At 69.2% G+C, this 16,546-nt stretch carries 16 protein-coding genes and 2 tRNA genes; 5 read left to right on the plus strand and 13 right to left on the minus strand.

The window, feature by feature from the left end; genetic code table 11:
* Positions 1-7: 7 nt before the first annotated feature.
* Positions 8-955 (minus strand): beta-hydroxyaspartate dehydratase BhcB, encoded by a 948-nt coding sequence (gene bhcB, locus ACS5Q7_RS10835; protein WP_478339309.1) that lies wholly within the window; start codon positions 953-955, stop codon positions 8-10.
* 14 nt (positions 956-969) lie between these two features.
* On the minus strand, positions 970-2,160 hold the full coding sequence (gene bhcA / locus ACS5Q7_RS10840; RefSeq protein WP_478339310.1) for an L-aspartate--glyoxylate aminotransferase BhcA: 1,191 nt from the start codon (positions 2,158-2,160) through the stop codon (positions 970-972).
* A 187-nt stretch (positions 2,161-2,347) separates the two neighbouring features.
* Between bhcA and bhcR the strand changes: the two genes are divergently transcribed.
* Positions 2,348-3,175 (plus strand): HTH-type transcriptional regulator BhcR, encoded by an 828-nt coding sequence (gene bhcR / locus ACS5Q7_RS10845; protein WP_478339311.1) that lies wholly within the window; start codon positions 2,348-2,350, stop codon positions 3,173-3,175.
* On the opposite strand, the gene ACS5Q7_RS10850 is transcribed toward bhcR, so the two are convergent.
* From ACS5Q7_RS10850 to ACS5Q7_RS10865, 4 genes are all read right to left on the minus strand, one after another.
* Positions 3,160-3,420 (minus strand): hypothetical protein, encoded by a 261-nt coding sequence (locus ACS5Q7_RS10850; RefSeq protein WP_478339312.1) that lies wholly within the window; start codon positions 3,418-3,420, stop codon positions 3,160-3,162. The two genes, bhcR and ACS5Q7_RS10850, sit on opposite strands and share 16 nt — an antisense overlap.
* A gap of 276 nt (positions 3,421-3,696) precedes the next feature.
* A complete protein-coding gene (gene pyk / locus ACS5Q7_RS10855; protein WP_478339313.1) occupies positions 3,697-5,109 on the minus strand; it encodes a pyruvate kinase in 1,413 nt (470 codons plus the stop codon).
* A gap of 113 nt (positions 5,110-5,222) precedes the next feature.
* Positions 5,223-6,299 carry a tartrate dehydrogenase gene (locus ACS5Q7_RS10860; RefSeq protein WP_478339314.1) on the minus strand — a complete coding sequence of 359 codons (1,077 nt, stop codon included), beginning with the start codon at positions 6,297-6,299 and terminating at the stop codon, positions 5,223-5,225.
* 29 nt (positions 6,300-6,328) lie between these two features.
* Positions 6,329-7,627, minus strand: coding sequence for an MFS transporter (locus ACS5Q7_RS10865; protein ID WP_478339315.1), 1,299 nt, complete (start codon positions 7,625-7,627; stop codon positions 6,329-6,331).
* Between the two features lie 149 nt (positions 7,628-7,776).
* Between ACS5Q7_RS10865 and ACS5Q7_RS10870 the strand changes: the two genes are divergently transcribed.
* Complete coding sequence (locus tag ACS5Q7_RS10870) at positions 7,777-8,493, plus strand: GntR family transcriptional regulator (protein ID WP_478339316.1); 717 nt, start codon at positions 7,777-7,779, stop codon at positions 8,491-8,493.
* Between the two features lie 71 nt (positions 8,494-8,564).
* On the opposite strand, the gene ACS5Q7_RS10875 is transcribed toward ACS5Q7_RS10870, so the two are convergent.
* Positions 8,565-8,641 (minus strand) — tRNA-Arg (locus ACS5Q7_RS10875).
* 151 nt (positions 8,642-8,792) lie between these two features.
* On the opposite strand from ACS5Q7_RS10875, the gene ACS5Q7_RS10880 reads away from it, so the two are divergent.
* Positions 8,793-8,882: transfer RNA gene (locus ACS5Q7_RS10880), tRNA-Ser, on the plus strand.
* Between the two features lie 36 nt (positions 8,883-8,918).
* Here the strand turns inward: ACS5Q7_RS10880 and ACS5Q7_RS10885 are convergent.
* Both ACS5Q7_RS10885 and ACS5Q7_RS10890 read right to left on the minus strand, forming a co-directional pair.
* Positions 8,919-9,170, minus strand: a complete 252-nt coding sequence (locus ACS5Q7_RS10885) for a hypothetical protein (RefSeq protein WP_478339317.1) — start codon at positions 9,168-9,170, stop codon at positions 8,919-8,921.
* Between the two features lie 25 nt (positions 9,171-9,195).
* Positions 9,196-10,497, minus strand: a complete 1,302-nt coding sequence (locus tag ACS5Q7_RS10890; protein ID WP_478339403.1) for an RsmB/NOP family class I SAM-dependent RNA methyltransferase — start codon at positions 10,495-10,497, stop codon at positions 9,196-9,198.
* A 178-nt stretch (positions 10,498-10,675) separates the two neighbouring features.
* On the opposite strand from ACS5Q7_RS10890, the gene ACS5Q7_RS10895 reads away from it, so the two are divergent.
* Complete coding sequence (locus ACS5Q7_RS10895) at positions 10,676-10,855, plus strand: hypothetical protein (protein ID WP_478339318.1); 180 nt, start codon at positions 10,676-10,678, stop codon at positions 10,853-10,855.
* Between the two features lie 31 nt (positions 10,856-10,886).
* Here the strand turns inward: ACS5Q7_RS10895 and panE are convergent, their stop codons facing one another.
* From panE to ACS5Q7_RS10910, 3 genes are all read right to left on the minus strand, one after another.
* Positions 10,887-11,837 (minus strand): 2-dehydropantoate 2-reductase, encoded by a 951-nt coding sequence (gene panE / locus ACS5Q7_RS10900; RefSeq protein ID WP_478339319.1) that lies wholly within the window; start codon positions 11,835-11,837, stop codon positions 10,887-10,889.
* A gap of 19 nt (positions 11,838-11,856) precedes the next feature.
* Entirely contained in the window at positions 11,857-13,350 is a 1,494-nt protein-coding gene (guaB, locus tag ACS5Q7_RS10905; protein ID WP_478339320.1) for an IMP dehydrogenase, read from the minus strand.
* A gap of 147 nt (positions 13,351-13,497) precedes the next feature.
* Complete coding sequence (locus ACS5Q7_RS10910) at positions 13,498-14,385, minus strand: DUF3313 domain-containing protein (protein WP_478339321.1); 888 nt, start codon at positions 14,383-14,385, stop codon at positions 13,498-13,500.
* 226 nt (positions 14,386-14,611) lie between these two features.
* Between ACS5Q7_RS10910 and ACS5Q7_RS10915 the strand changes: the two genes are divergently transcribed.
* Entirely contained in the window at positions 14,612-16,048 is a 1,437-nt protein-coding gene (locus tag ACS5Q7_RS10915; protein ID WP_478339322.1) for an MDR family MFS transporter, read from the plus strand.
* 3 nt (positions 16,049-16,051) lie between these two features.
* Here ACS5Q7_RS10915 and ACS5Q7_RS10920 read toward each other — a convergent pair whose 3' ends face one another.
* Positions 16,052-16,546, minus strand: a complete 495-nt coding sequence (locus ACS5Q7_RS10920; protein WP_478339323.1) for a DoxX family protein — start codon at positions 16,544-16,546, stop codon at positions 16,052-16,054.

Consider the following 16,546-nt stretch of genomic DNA (forward strand, 5'->3'; position numbering starts at 1 on the left):
TTTCCCCTTATTGCCAAGGCAGCTTGTCGAGATCGACGTTGCCGCCGGTAATGATCACGCCGACGCGCTTGCCGGCGAAGACGGTTCGGTTCTTGAGCACAGCCGCCAGCGCCACCGCGCTCGACGGCTCCATGACGATCTTCAGCCGCTTCCAGATCAGCTGCATGGCCGCGACGATCTCGGCCTCCGACACGGTGAGGATATCCTCGACGTGGTTGCGCACGAAGTGCCACGTGAGATCCTTGAGCGGCACCTTCAACCCGTCCGCCACCGTCACGGGGGCATCGTCGGCGATGATATGGCCCGCCTTCAGGCTGCGATGGGCGTCGTCCGCCTGCTCCGGCTCGGCGGCGTAGACCGCGATATGCGGCGCGAGGCCCGCCAGCGTCAGGCAGGTGCCCGACACCATTCCGCCGCCGCCGATGGGGGCGATCACCGCATCGAGATCCTCGACCTGCTCGATCAGCTCCCGCGCGCAGGTCGCCTGCCCCGCGATGACGCGCGGGTCGTTGTAAGGGTGGACGAACTCGGCGCCGGTCTCCGCGACGACCTCCGCGAACACCGCCTCGCGGGACGAGGTGGAGGGCTCGCATTCCACCACGCGCCCGCCATAGCCGCGCACGGCGTCCTTCTTCGCCTGCGGTGCGGTGCGGGGCATCACCACCGTGCACGGGATGCCGCGCCGGCTCGCGGCGTAGGACAGGCAGGTGCCGTGGTTGCCCGAGGAATGGGTCGCCACGCCCTTCGCCGCCTGCGCCTCGGTGAGGCTGAACACGGCGTTGGAGGCGCCCCGTGCCTTGAACGCACCGGCCTTCTGCAGGTTCTCGCACTTGAAGAACAGCGAGGCACCGGCCGCCTCGTCGATGATCCGCGAAGTCAGGACCGGGGTGAGATGAATGTACGGCCGGATGCGCTCGTGCGCGGCGAGCACATCGTCGAGGGAGGGAGTGACCATCCTGCCCGCCTCCCTCACGCCGCCGCCCGCAGGGAGGCCGAGGCCTCGCCGCGATAGACCGCCTGGGCCGCCGCCACACCGGAGCCGAGCTCGATGCGCAGCCCGCAATCGGCCATCGCCATCTCGGCGGCGGCGATGCCGGAGAGCGCCATCACGTCCGTAAGGCTGCCGAGATGGCCGATGCGGAACACCTTGCCCGCCACCTCTCCGAGGCCGACGCCGAAGGCGACGTCGTACTTCTTGGCGGCATGGGTGACGATCTGCGTGGCATCGAAGCCCTCCGGCGTGCGGATGGCGCTCACCGTGTCGGAATAGAGATCCGGGTGGGCGGCGCAGAGGGGCATCCCCCAGGCGGCGACCGCCGCGCGGATGCCGTCCGCGATGCGGCGGTGGCGGGCGAAGACGTTCTCAAGGCCCTCGGCGAGCAGAAGCTCCGTGGAGAGCTTCAGCCCGTTCAGCAGGCCGACGGCCGGGGTGTAGGGGTAGGCGTTGTTCGCGTAGCCCTTCGCCATGTCGCGGATGTCGAAATAGGTCCGGGGCAGGTCGGCGCGGGTCACGGCGTCCATGGCCTTCGGCGAGAAGCCGACGATGGCGAGGCCGGCGGGAAGCATGAAGCCCTTCTGCGAGCCGGTGACGGCGACGTCGACGCCCCACTCGTCCATGCGGAAATCCATGGAGGCGATGGAGCTGACCCCGTCCACGAGCAGCAGCGCCGGGTGCCCGGTGGCGTCGAGGGCGCGGCGCACGGCGGCGACATCCGACTTCACGCCCGTCGCGGTCTCGTTGTGGGTGACGAGCACCGCCCTGATCGCGTGCTCCTTGTCGGCGGCGAGGGCTTCCGCGAAACGGTCTGCCGGCAGGCCCTCGCCCCAGGGCGCCTCGATGACGCGGACATCGAGGCGGTGGCGGCGGGCCATGTCGATCCAGCGATGGCTGAACATGCCGTAGCGGGCGGCGAGCACCGTATCGCCTTCGCTAAGGGTGTTCGCGAGCGCCGTCTCCCAGCCGCCGGTCGCGGTGGAGGGAAACACGAAGACCTGCGCCTCGGCGGATTTCAGCACGGCCTTCACGCCGGCGAGGGCCGGCTGAAGGATCTCCCCGAACAGCGACGAGCGATGATCGAGTGTCGGCATGTCCGCCGCGCGGCGGAGGACTTCCGGCATGTTGGTCGGGCCGGGAATGAAGACTGGGTTCTGCGCAAACATGGTCGGGCGATCTCCTCCGTTGCCTTGGAAAGTAGCACCACCGGCCCGACTTTGATATTTTTTTGAAAAAGTTTTTCATTTGCGCTATCGGCGACGAAAGCCGCGTGATGACAGCAACTTATCTTTTTCCGTTGATTGAAAAATTTTTCCACCCTAATTCCGCACAGTGCAGATGCGGGAGGGGCGGATGGAGGCGGGAAATCGTCGGCGCGGGCGGCCGAAAGGATTCGGCGGGGCAAAGCCAACGGGCACGATCCAGGCCCTCGACCGCGCCCTCGATGTACTCGAAGTGCTGGCGGACGGGGACGGTCTGACGCTCTCGGAACTGGCGGGCAAGCTCGGGCAATCGGTCGCGACGATGCACCGGGTGCTGGCAACCCTCGAACGACGCGCCTTCGTGGAGATCACCGCCGACAAGCAGGAATGGCATGTGGGCGCGGAGGCCTACCGCCTCGGCGCGGCCTTCCTGCGTCGCGGCAACGTGGTGGAACGTAGCCGCTCGGCCATGTGGACGCTGATGCAGGAGACGGGTGAAACGTCCAATCTCGGCGTCGAGAAGGACGGGAACGTGCTGTTCGTCAGCCAGGTCGAGACGCACGAAACGATCCGCGCGTTCTTCCCGCCGGGCTCTCTCTCGCCGCTGCATGCGTCGGGAATCGGCAAGGCCCTCCTCAGCACCTTCGACCCAAAACGGATCGAGCGCCTCTTCCGGGGCCGGGAGTTCGAACGCTTCACATCGAAGACGATTGGATCGCTCGCCCTGCTCACCGAGGACATCGAAGCCACCCGCGCGAGGGGCTACGCGATCGACGACGAGGAGCGCACGACCGGCATGCGTTGCGTCGCCGCGCCGATCCTCAACGTCCATGGCGAGGCGGTGGCGGGTATTTCAGTGTCCGGCCCCACGCACCGGCTGTCCGACGACAAGGTGCGCGAGATCGGGGAGCATGTGCGCCGGGGCGCCGCGACGGTCTCGCGGCTCCTCGGGGCGACTGGCGATCAGCGGACGCGGTAAGACCCGTACGGCGCCGCGTGGTGGCGGATCGAGCCGGTGGTGGCGACGCCATCCTCGTCGCCGAACACCACGCCCGCCCGGCCGACATTGCGGCCATCATACAGGTTCGGGCCAACGGCGCGGCCTTCGAGACCGCCGGGGGCGGTGACGGCAGGAGTGCCGGCGGGGGCGGTGTAGCTCTGCGCGAAAGCGGTGGTGGACACGAGGAGGCCGAGAGCGGCCCCGGCGAGAAGACGGACGGACATGGCGGGCATCCCGAGGTAGTTTCCGGCGCCGCCGCATGGCGGACGCTCATTATGACCCTGAAGTGGGCAGCGCTGCCTCTTCCGCCAACAGCCGGCGCCTATTTCCCGTGCGGATTCGCACGCTTGGAGCGGTTTCGGTTTGATCGGAATCGTCCGCTCAACCGTCTTTGCGAGAGGCAGCGAAGCAATCCAGGGCCGGCGGGCCATTTCCGAATGTGGCGTATCCCTGGATTGCTTCGCTCCGCTCGCAATGACGGTGAGGGAGCGAGGGCCGCCTCAGATCTGGATGACCCGGATGTTGTTGGTGTTGCCCGTGGTGTGGAACGGGATGCCGGCGGCGGTGACAATGATGTCGTGGGGCTTGGCGAAGCCCTCGTCCTGCGCGTGGCGGCAGGCGGCGGCGGTCATCTCCTCGTAGGAATCGACATCGTCCGTGCGCACGCTGTGGGCCCCCCAGAGCAGGCTGAGGCGCCGCGAGGTGTTCAGGTCCGGCGTCAGCGCCAGGATCGGCACGGCCGGGCGCTTGCGGGCGACGCGAGCGGCGGTGGTGCCGCTCGACGTGAAGGCGACGATGGCGGCGGCGTGAACGGCCTCTGCGAGGGTCGCGGTGGCGGTGGCCACGGCGTGGGGCGGGGTCTCCTCCTCCCCCGGCTCAGAAGCGGCGATGATCGAGTGGTAGAGCTTGTGCCGCTCCACCGAGCGGATGATGCGGTCCATCATCCCAACGGCCTCGACGGGGTAGCGCCCCGTGGCCGACTCGGCCGACAGCATCACCGCGTCCGCGCCGTCATAGATGGCGGTGGCGACGTCGGAGGCCTCCGCGCGCGTCGGGGCGGGAGCGTTGACCATCGAATCGAGCATCTGCGTCGCCACCACGACCGGCTTCACCTGAAGGCGGCAGGCACGGATCAGCTCCTTCTGGCGGCCGGGGACGTCCTCGTGCGGGATCTCGACGCCGAGATCCCCGCGCGCCACCATCACCGCGTCCGACAGGCGGATGATGTCGTCGATCCGCTCCAGCGCCTGGGGTTTCTCGACCTTGGTCATCAGTCCGGCGCGGTCGCCGATGAGGCCGCGTGCCTCGATTACATCCGACGGCTTCTGCACGAAGGACAGCGCCACCCAGTCGACACCGAGTTCCAGGCCGAAGGCGAGGTCGGCACGGTCCTTGGCCGTCAGCGGCGAGACATCAAGCAGCGTGCCCGGCAGGTTCACGCCCTTGCGGTTGGAGATCGTCCCGGCCGTGATCACCTCGGCCTCGATCGCGTCGGATTCGAGCCCGACCACGCGCACCCGGACCCGGCCGTCATCGATCAGGAGGTCCTGGCCCGGCACCACGGCGGCGAAGATTTCGGGGTGGCGCAGGGGGATCGCGTCCTTGCCGCCCTCGGACCCATCGAGGACGAAGCGAACCCGTTCCCCCGCGACGAGATCGAGCCGCCCGTCCCGCACCGTGCCGACGCGGATCTTCGGTCCCTGCAGATCCTGCAGGATGCCGATGGGCCGCCCGACCTCGTCCTCCAGGGCGCGGATGGCGGCGTGGACCCTGGCGTGATCGTCCTGCGAGCCATGGCTGAAATTCAGCCGGAACGTGTCGACACCCGCCAGGAACAGGGCCTTCAGCATCTCCGGCGAATGGCTCGCCGGCCCGACGGTGGCGACGATCTTGGCGTAGCGGTGTCGGCGCATGGCGGCCTCGCAGAGAGGGATCGGATCGCACGGAGAATCGCTCGTCTGTGCGGATGTTCCGCCGGGCGATGATGCCACCGCCCGGCGCCGCAGGGAAACCGGCGATGCCGGTCTTACTCGTTGTCGCCCTCGATTGCGGCGATCACCGCATCCGTCACCTGCCGGGTTGTCGCGTTGCCGCCGAGGTCCGGCGTGTGCAGGCTCGGATCGGCGGTGACGCGCTCCACCGCGCGCATCAGCCGGTCGGCGGCGGGCTTCTCGCCCAGGTGTTCGAGCATCTGGCAGGCGGTCCAGAAGGTCGCCACTGGGTTGGCGATGCCCTTGCCGGTGATATCGAAGGCCGAGCCGTGGATCGGCTCGAACATCGACGGATAGGTCCGCTCCGGGTTGATGTTGGCCGTCGGCGCGATGCCCAGCGAGCCGGCGAGCGCCGCCGCGAGGTCGGACAGGATGTCCGCGTGCAGGTTCGTGGCGACGATGGTGTCCAGCGTCTGCGGCTTCATCGTCATCCGCATGGTCATCGCGTCGACCAGCATCTTGTCCCAGGTCACGTCGGGATAACCGGCGGCGACCTCGGCGGCGATCTCATCCCACATCACCATGGCATGGCGCTGGGCGTTCGACTTGGTGACGACGGTGAGGAGCTTGCGCGGGCGCGAGCGCGCCAGCTCGAAGGCGTAGCGGATAATCCGCTCGACGCCGGAGCGGGTCATCATCGAGACGTCGGTGGCGACCTCGTTCGGATGGCCCTGATGCACCCGCCCGCCGACGCCGGCATACTCGCCCTCGGAGTTCTCGCGGACGATCACCCAATCGAGTTCCGGCCCCGAGACGTGGCGCAGCGGGCTGGTGATGCCGGGCAGGATCCGCGTCGGGCGGACGTTGGCGTATTGGTCGAACGGCTGGCAGATCGCGAGGCGCAGGCCCCACAGGCTGATATGGTCCGGCACGTCCGGCGCACCGACCGCGCCGAAGAAGATCGCATCGTGGTGGCGGATCTGGTCTCGGCCATCGGCGGGCATCATCATGCCGTGCTTCTTGTAATAGTCCGAGCCCCAGTCGAAGTGATCGAATTGGAAGCCGAAGCTGCCGGTCTTCCCGGCCAGCGCGTTCAGCACCTCGATGCCGGCGGCGATGACCTCGATGCCGATGCCGTCGGCGGGAATGGCGGCGATCCTGTAGGTCTTCATGGTGTCTCTCCGAAGGTCATGAGGAAAGGTCAGCGGGCGATGGCGCCGGCCGGTTCAGGACGCCGCCCGAGCCGGGCGACGACGAGGCTGAGCACCGCCGAGAGCACGAGGAGCGCGGCGACGAACAGGAGGCCGCCGGCGAAGCTGCCGGTGCTGTCCTTGATCCAGCCGATCACCCAGGGTCCGACGAAGCCGCCGAGGTTGCCGATGGCGTTGATGGTCGCGATGCCGACCGCCGCCGCCGAGCCCGAGAGGAACATCGTCGGCATGGCCCAGAGCGGGGGCTTGGCCGCACTGATCCCGATATTAACGAGGCTGAGGGCGGCGATCACCGCGACGACGGAGGAGGCCGCCCCGGCGAGCATCAACCCGGCCGCCGCCACGAGGCAGGCGATGACGACGTGCCATGTGCGCTCGCCCGTCCGGTCGGAATGGCGCGCCCATAGGATCATCGCCACCACGGCAATGGTCGGTGGCACGGCGTTGAGGAAGCCCACGGCCATGGTCGACAGGCCGAATCCCCGGATGATCTGCGGCGCCCAGATGCCGAGGGTGTAGAGCCCGGCCGAGGTCCCGAAATACACGAGCGCCAGGGCAAGCACTCGCAGATCGGCCATCCCCGCGAGGATGCCGTGCTTGGCAACGCTCCCTCGCGCGTCACTCTCGGCCTTCATCTCGGCGACGAGCCAGTCGCGCTGGTCGGGGGCGAGCCACGTCGCCTTTTCCGGCCGGTCGGTGAGGAAGAACAGCACGACGATGCCGAGCAGCACGGCGGGCACCGCCTCCACGAGGAACATCCACTGCCAGCCGTGCAGACCCATCACGCCCTCCAATTCGAGGAGCGCGCTGGAGAGCGGCGAACCGAGGACGACGGAAATCGGCGCCGCCGCCATGAACAGCGAGACCACCGCTGCCCGGTACCGGGCCGGAAACCAGTAGCTGAGGTAGAGAATGATGCCGGGGAAGAAACCCGCTTCGGCCGCACCGAGCAGAAAGCGGAGGATGTAGAAACTGTACTCACCTTTGATGAACGCGAAGGCCGCCGAGATCAGCCCCCAGCTGATCATCACCCGCGCGATCCACAGTCGCGCGCCAACCTTGTCGAGTATCATGTTCGACGGGATTTCGAACAGGAAGTAGCCGAAGAAAAAGACGCCGGCGCCGAAGCCGAAGACGGCTGAGGTTAAGCCGAGATCCTTGTTCATCGTCAGGGCCGCGAAGCCGATATTCACGCGGTCGATGAAAGCGATGAAGTAAAGAAGGCATATGAAAGGGATCAGGCGCCACGCGACCCTGCGCATGGTCGCCCGCTCGAGCGAGCTGTCCATCGTTTCCTCCAAGCGACCCCGCCTGCCGGTCTTCGTGCGCCAGCTTGCATGCAAGTTGGCGTTTACTGACGCGTTGGATGGGTCGCTGTCAATCCTGCATTGCACCTTGCATGGAAGTTGGTACGACGGTGCCATCATGCGGGGGCCGGATGGCGACGAGACGCGGAGCCGCGAAAGCTGTGACGGTACGGGAGGTTGATCGCCGTCCGTCGATGGTGAACGACGCCTACGCCGCGATGAAGACGGCGATCCAGGATTCGAGTTTCGCGCCCGGTTACCAGGCCTCCGAGCAGGAGATCGCCGACCGTCTGGGCATGAGTCGCACGCCGGTCCACGAGGCTGTCATTCGCCTTCAGGAAGAGGGTTTGGTTCGCGTCCTATCGCGCAAGGGTGTCCTGATCTGCGCGCTGGCGCCCGAGGACATGCGTGAGATCTACGACGTGATCGTCGCCATTGAGGGCCGTGCCGCCGAGCTGCTGGCCGCCCTCCCCGCTGCGGAGCGCGACACCGTGGCGGCCGAACTCGCCGCGCACACGGACACGATGGACACGGCATGGCAGGCCGGCGACCTTCCGGCCTGGGGCCAAGCCGACGCACTGTTCCACCGCACGCTGGTGGAGCGCGCCGGCAACGGCCGGATGACCCGGATCATCCAGACCATCAACGACCAATCGCACCGGGCGCGGATGCTGACGCTGAAGTTGCGTCGCGAACTCGGGGCCTCGGTCGCCGAGCACCGGGCCCTCATCGCAGCGATCCACCGGGGCGACGCGGCGGCGGCCCATGATCGCCTTCACGATCACCGGCTCAGGGCACGGGACGAGTTGTTGCCGCTGTTGGAAAGCTTCGGACTTAAGCACCTGTAGCAGTGCCGAGGCACGCGCGAGGCGCGAGCAGTAAAGCTCTTGGAGTGTCTACTGCTGATTAGGAAGTATGATGGCGCGCCCGAAAGGATTCGAACCTCTGACCCCCAGATTCGTAGTCTGGTGCTCTATCCAGCTGAGCTACGGGCGCCTGAACCGCGGCAGCGAGCGTTGCGCGCCGGGGTTGACGCGCTTCTAGTGGCTCGCGCCGAACTTGGCAAGCGCTGTTTGCAACTTCCCCTTCGCCGCCGGAACGGTTGACGGAGCGTCCGGCGCGGCCGTAGATCGGCGCGCCTGCGTCGGGAAGGGTGGCCGAGTGGTTTAAGGCAGCGGTCTTGAAAACCGCCGTGGGGGCAACTCCACCGTGAGTTCGAATCTCACCCCTTCCGCCAGCGCCGCGCGCATCGTCGAACGCTGCCGCGCCGCGCTCAGCCCTGCAGGCTCTCGGCGAAGTCGTCGGGTATCTCGCCCCATTGGCCGAGGATCGTCACGCTTTCCAGTTCCCCGGTCTCATCGTCGGCGACGATCTTGAGCGCCGTCGCACCGGGCACGCGTTTCGCCAGGTTCTCGGCCTTCTTGAGGGCGCCGCTCTCTGTCTGAGACGCCTCCTGCCGTGCCGGCCGCAGGCGTTTGCGGTGCAGCTCGAACGGCTGCACCACGTAGCTCGTCCTCATCGCCATCGGCGGTCGATCCTGTGCTGAAAGCTCAATGGCGCCGTTCGAGGGCGGCGACGTAGAAGCCGTCCGTGCCCGTGCGCAGGGGCGTCATCTGAACGCCGTGGCGCGTGCGGCGGACCGCATCGCCGAGCGAAGCCGGGGCCGTCGCCAGCAACTCGGCGTGGGGGACGGGCACGATGGCCCTGCCCTGCCGCGACAGCAGGGCGGCGACGGCCGCATCGTTCTCCGAGGGGAAGAGCGAGCAGGTGATATAGACGATGCGCCCCCCCGGGCGCACGAGGGCCGCCGCGCGGTCCAGCACCGTCGCCTGCTCGGCGTGGCGGGTCGCGAGGCTGCCGGGACGCAGGCGCCATTTGGCATCCGGGTTGCGGCGCCACGTGCCCGATCCGGTGCAGGGCGCGTCCACCAGCACGCGGTCCACCGTGCCGTCGAGGTCGGCGAGCACGTCCGCGCGCTGCTTGCCGCCACGGGGAGTGCGCACCTCGGCCTGGGCACCCGAGCGGCGCAGGCGCTCGTGGATCGGGGCGAGGCGGCGCGGATCCCCATCCGTGGCGATGAGGCGGCCGGCATTGCCGATCGCGGCGGCGAGCGCCAATGTCTTGCCGCCGCCTCCGGCGCAGAGATCCACGATGGTCTCGCCCGGCTTCGCCCCGGCGATTTCGGCCGCGAGCTGCGAGCCCTCGTCCTGGATCTCGTACCAGCCTTCGAGAAACTCGGCCTCCACGTGGAGCGCCGGGCCGCGCCCATCGGCGCCGACCGGGATCCGAAGACCCTGGCGCGAATGCGGGGTCGGAACGGCGCCGTAGCCTTCGAGAGCGGGAAGAATGGCCTCGCGCGGGCCGCGCAGGGCATTCACCCGGAGGTCGAGGGGCGCGCGGCGGGCAAGCGCCCGCAGTTCCGGGATAAGATCGTCACCCAATGCTGCTTCGAGCTCGGGCAAAACGAAGGCAGGGGCGTCGCCGGCGATCTCAGGCGGGGCGTCGTCCAGGGTGGCGGTCTCGATGCGCGCCCGCTCCTCGGCGGTGAGAGCCGAGGGAGCGTAGCCCTCACCCGAGAACAGGGACGCGATGGACGGCGCGGCGAGACCCTGCTGCAGGCGCAGCGAACCGATGACGATGGCGCGCGGCGTGTCGGACTCCATGATCCAACAGGCCGAAGCCCGGCGGCGGAGGGCGTCGTAGACGAGGCTCGCGATGCCCGCGCGATCACCGGAGCCGGCGAAGCGGTGGGCGAGGCCCCAATCCTTGAGGGCGTCGGCGGCCGGACGGCGGCGCTCGGTGATGTCGGCCAGCACCTCGATGGCGGCAGCGCAGCGTGCGGCGGGGGTCAGGGGCTCACTCCTCGGGTCGATGGGTGCGGATGGGGGTCTGCCACGGCGATAGCCCCGAACTCCGCGTCACGAAAGAGATTTTGCCGTGGTCACGATAAGGCCAAGCTTTGGCGCCAGGGTGGCCCGTCGTGCTTCGCGGCCCGGTCGGGTCCGAGCCTTCACCGGAGTTGCACTGCCCATGTCGTCCCATACCCGAATTGCCGGTCGGATCGTCCTGCTCGGCTTCGCCGCGTCGCTGCTCGCCGCCTGCGCGACGGCGCCGGCCGCCACCGACCTGACGCCGCCCCCGCGCCGGCCCGTCGACGCCAAGACGCAGCTCGAATACGGCAACCCGCCCCCGCCGCCGCCGCGTTACTGATCCTGTGCGGGCGGCGCTTCGGCGCCGTCCCTCACGCCGGCTTGGTCTCGCGCGCCCGGCGCGCCTCGTAGGCCTTGAGGCCGGTATAGGCGAGGTCGAGCATCGGCGTCGCGATGCCCTGCGCCCTGCCGCGGGCGATCAGGTCGCCGATCACGTGGTCGGCCTCGATGCGCCCCTTCCCCTCGATGTCGCGCATCATCGACGCCGTGAAGGTCGAGCCCTCGGCCGTCAGTTGCGTCCGTGCGCCCGATGCCACCTTTTCGCGCGGTGCGTTGCCGGCCGCCGTGGCGATGGCGGTGCATTCCTCGTGGAGGGCCGTCAGGAAGGCCTTGCCGCCCGGCGCGGCGGCGATGTCGCCGATCGCCGCGCGCATCAGGGTCGTTCCGGCCGCGAGCGTCGCGAGGAAGACCCACTTCTCCCACATCTCCAACTGGATCCTGTCGGAGAGGCGCGGCTGAAGCTTGGGCGAAGCGGCCTTCATCATCGCGTCGATGGACGCGATCCGGTCGGACGTGCTGCCGTCGCGCTCGCCGTAGGTGATGCTGGACAGTTCGGACATCTGCCGGACCGTGCCGTCGGGGGTGACGGTCGCCGCGATGGCGCAGCTTCCGCCCAGCACCCTCCCCGCGCCGAACCGGGCATCCAGCGCGTCGAGATGCGCCATGCCGTTCAGCACCGGCAGGATCGCGGTGCCCTCACCGACCGCCGGGGCGACGTCGGCGATGGCCGCGTCGAGATCGTAGGCCTTGCAGGACAGGAGCACGAGGTCGAACGCGCCGGCCTGCGCGAGGTCGGAAGCGGTCACGGTGCGCGGCGCGCGAAGGTGCAGGTCCCCCAGGGGGCTCGACACCTTCAAGCCCTCCGAGGCCAGCTTCTCCGCCCGGGCTGGGCGGACGAGGAAGGTGATGTCGGCGCCCGCCTCCGCGAGCCGCGCGCCGTAGTAACCGCCCGTCGCCCCAGCACCGACCACCAGCGTGCGCATCGGCTTCGTCCTTCGTTCGTCAGGTCCGCGAGGGATAGTTCGGGCTCTCGCGCGTGATCGTCACGTCGTGAACGTGGCTCTCACGCAGGCCCGCATTGGTGATGCGGATGAACTGAGCCCGCTCCTGGAACTCCGGCACCGTGGCGGCGCCGACATAGCCCATGGCTGCACGCAGTCCGCCGGAAAGTTGGTGAAGGACGGCGGCGACGGGACCCTTGTACGGGACCTGGCCCTCGATGCCCTCCGGCACGAGCTTGTGCGTGTCGCTCACCTCGGCCTGGAAGTAGCGGTCGGCCGAGCCGCGGGCCATGGCGCCCACCGAGCCCATGCCGCGATACGACTTGTACGAGCGGCCCTGGTGCAGGAACACCTCGCCGGGGGCCTCGTCGGTGCCCGCCAGCAGCGAGCCGAGCATGGCGACCGAGGCGCCGGCCGCGATGGCCTTGGCGAGGTCGCCCGAGTACTTGATGCCGCCATCGGCGATCACCGGAACGCCGGCCTCAGACGCGGCCTCGACGGCCTCCATCAGGGCGGTCAGCTGCGGGACGCCGACGCCCGCGACGATACGGGTCGTGCAGATCGAGCCCGGCCCGATGCCGACCTTGATGGCGTCCGCGCCGGCATCGATCAGCGCCTGGGCGCCCTCGCGCGTGGCCACGTTGCCGGCCACCACCTGCACGGCGTTGGAGAGCTGCTTCACCCGGCGGACGCTGTCGAGCACCTTGATCGAGTGCCCGTGGGCGGTGTCGACCACGATCACGTCGCAGCCGGCATCGATCAGGCGCTCGGCCCGCTCGAAGCCGCCGTCGCCGGTCGTGGTCGCGGCGGCGACGCGCAGGCGGCCCTGCTCGTCCTTCACCGCGTTCGGGTAGGCGACCCGCTTCTCGATGTCCTTCACCGTGATCAGGCCGATGCAGCGGTAATGGTCGTCGACGACGAGCAACTTCTCGATGCGGAATTGGTGCAGCAGGCGCTTGGCCTCGTCCTGCGTCGTGCCCTCGCGGACGGTGATGAGCCGGTCGCGGGTCATCAACTCGGAGACCGGCTGGCTCGCCTCGGTGGCGAAGCGCACGTCGCGGTTGGTGAGGATGCCGACGAGCTTGCCGCGATTGCCGTTCGGCCCGCGCTCGACCACCGGGATGCCGGAAATGCGGTTCGCCCGCATGATCTCCAGGGCGTCCGCCAGGGTCTCGTCGGGGTGGACGGTGATGGGGTTCATCACCATGCCGGACTCGTACTTCTTGACGAGGCGGACCTGCTCGGCCTGCTCCGGCGGTTCGAGGTTGCGGTGGATGACGCCGAGCCCGCCCATGGCGGCCATGGCGATGGCCATCGGCGCCTCCGTCACCGTGTCCATCGCTGAGGACATGATGGGCATGTGGAGTGCGATGGTGCGGGTGAGCCGGGAGGCGATGTTCACCTCGGTCGGCATCACCGAAGAGGCGGCGGGCCTCAACAGCACGTCGTCGAAGGTCAGGCCCTCGATGATCGACGCGGAACTGAGTCGGGCCATGTGCCAACGGTCCTTGGAACGAGCGGCGCGGGTCGCGCAGCGGGGAGCGGGTTGGCAAGTGCCCCTATCACGCGAAACGCGGCCACGCCAATGCGAGGATGCCGCGTCGCGGTAAGACTGTGTGCATGGCTCGACGGTGCGCCGGCCTCAGCGAGCCGGGACAGCCGGCCCCTTGTCGGTGAACTCCGGGGGCAGGCCGATGTAATCCGCCGCGATCCCGTCGATGCCGGGGGCCCGGCCGAAGGCTTCGCAATCCGGGTCGAGGGGCGCCTCGCCGAGGATGGTCACGCGGATGCGGTCCCAGGTCGGCAGCGTGTTGGGGGCCAGGAACGGATCCTCGCCGCGCGCCATGAAGTACCCGAAATCCTGCCCGAACTCGCCCGCGAGATCGTAGGGATCGCTGGATGCGGAGAAGCGCGGCTGGCTGGTGAAGGAATTCGCCGCGCCGCCCCAGACCATCGCGGCCCGCTGCTGGTGGCGCCGGTCGAGCGCCTCGGCCTCGACGGTGAGGCTGCCGAGGCCGATGGGCAGGCGGGGAACCGGGATGCGGCCGATGCCCTCCGCGAAGCCGACACCGACCTGCGAGGCCACTGTGAGGGCGGCCGAGCCCGCGATAGTGCCGCCCGCGCCGATGAGATTGGTGGGCTCGACGCGCGTCACCTGGGCACGGACGGTGAGGTCCGCATCCCGGCTCGTCACGATGTCGTAGCGCAGGGACAGATCGTAGCAGAGCGCCCGGTCGGCGGCATTGGCGATGAGCCGGCGGTCAGCCGCCGAGAGCGGGGCGGACCCCTCCACCTCGGCCGGGAACGCGGTGGGAATGATGCGCACGGTGCGCGCACGCGCGACGGCCGGCTTGTCGATGTACAGCCGCGCCTCGGTGGCGGTCGCCGCCGAGCGCTGGAGCCGGTCGTAGCGCGTCAGCGAACCGGAGGTGTTGATCAGCACGGTGCCGCAGGCCGCGACCCCCGTCATCAGGGCCGCCGCAGCCAACAGGCGAGACAAGGCGCGACGGTCGGGCCGGCTGAACTGCATCCGCTCTCTCAATAATCACGCTCACGACGGAGCACCCGCTCGCGCGGGCCGGATGGGCGCGTTGCCGATCCTCTCCGGAAGCTTAGCCCTCACGCCCCCGTGAGGATAGCGGCCAAGCTGCCCGGCCCATGCCGCCGAGGGCCGCCTGTGGCTTCGCGGATACAATTCTGAAACGCCAGGATGGAAAACGCCGCAACCCCACATCGCCTTGCGCGTCTCCCGTCCGATGCCTCGCTCCCTGACCTTTTCCCAACGGATCGTGCCCCTCACGGTGGCGACCGCCCTGTTCATGGAGAACACCGATTCGACGGTGATCGCCACGGCCCTCCCGAGCATCGCGGCGAGCCTGCACGAGGATCCCATCGCCCTGAAGCTCGCGCTGACCGCGTACCTCGTCAGCCTCGCGATCTTCATCCCGGTCAGCGGCTGGGCGGCGGACCGGTTCGGCGCCCGCACGGTGTTCCGCGCGGCCCTCTGCGTGTTCCTCGCCGGGTCGCTGGCCTGCGCCGGGGCGAACGGGCTCGGCGGGTTCGTGGCGGCCCGCTTCCTCCAGGGCATGGGTGGGGCGATGATGGTGCCGGTGGGACGCCTCGTCGTGCTGCGCTCCGCGCCCAAGGCGCAGCTCGTCACCGCCCTCTCCTATCTCACCCTGCCGGCGATGGTCGGGCCGGTGATCGGGCCGCCGCTCGGCGGGCTCATCACCACCTGGCTCGACTGGCGCTGGATCTTCTTCATCAACGTGCCCATCGGCATCGTCGGGTTCATCCTGGCGACGCTCTATTTCGAGGACCTGCGCGAGGAGGAGCGCCCGCCGCTCGATGTGCTGGGCTTCCTGCTCCTGGGCTCCGGCCTCGCCTCGCTGATGCTCGGGCTCGCCTCCCTCGGCCGGCACCTGCTGCCGTCCTCCGTGACCTGGGGATGCTTCGCCGCCGCGCTCATCCTGCTGCCCGCCTATTTCCGGCATTCGCGGCGGGTGGCGCACCCCGTCGTGCGCCTCGACCTGCTGCGCTATCCGACCTTCCGCGCGGCGGTGACGGGCGGAAGCCTGTTCCGCATCGGCACGGGGGCCATCCCCTTCCTGCTGCCGTTGATGCTGCAGATCGGCTTCGGGCTCGATGCCCTCCGCTCCGGGCTCATCACCTTCGCGGCGGCGGCGGGGGCGATGTTCGTAAAGGCGATGGCGCCCGCGATCCTGCGCCGCTTCGGCTTCCGGCGGGTGATGGTGGTGAACGCCATGCTGGCCTCGGGCTTCCTGGCGGTGAACGGGTTGTTCACGGCGCAGACCCCTCACCTCGTGATGCTCATGGTGCTGTTCGTCGGCGGGTGCTGCCGCTCGGTGCAGTTCACCTGCGTGAACGCCATCGCCTATGCCGATCTCGATAAGCCGCAGATGAGCGCCGCGACAAGCTTCGCCAGCGTGGCGCAGCAACTCTCGCTGAGCCTCGGCGTCACCTTCGGGGCGCTGGCCCTGGAAGGCACGGCGGCCCTGCACGGACGGACGGCGATCGAGGCGTCCGATTTCGGCCCGGCCTTCCTGGCGGTGGCCGTCATCTCCATCCTGTCGGTGTTTCCGTTCCGCGCCCTCGCGCCGGAGGCCGGCGCCGAGGTGTCCGGCCGCCAGATCGCCGCGACGCCGTCGAACACGGCGCCGGGGCGGAGCTGAGGCTCAGGCCGCGCGGGCCTGGGGTGCCCGGCGACCGCCGCCCGACTTCGCACCGGATTTCGATGTCGCCTTGGCACGGGGCGCAACGGCACCGGACCGCCAACCCTGCCAGCTCCAGGCGCCGGGACCGGTCATCGCGTAAAGCAGGTAGCCGCCGGCGAGGCCGAGATCGGCCAGCATCAGCGTCCGCTCGGCGACCAGGGCCGGGCCGGTGAAGTGCCAGAAGGCGTGCAGCACGCAGGCCGTCGCGGCGGCGAACAGAGCCAGCGCGAGGCCGGTGAGGCGCGGCAGCACCCCGAGGATGATCGCGAGCGGCCCGAACACCTGCACCACCACACCCGCCGTCGCCACGGCGTTCGGGAAGGGCATCCCGGAACCGGCGAGCGTCAGGGCGAAGCCGGAGACGTTCAGCGCACGGGCGATCCCGGTCGGCAGCAGCGCCGCCGCGAGGAACAGGCGCGCGGCGAGCAGGGTGGCATCGTTGGCGCGGGCGAGCAT

It is taken from the genome of Methylobacterium sp. Gmos3 (assembly GCF_056430985.1).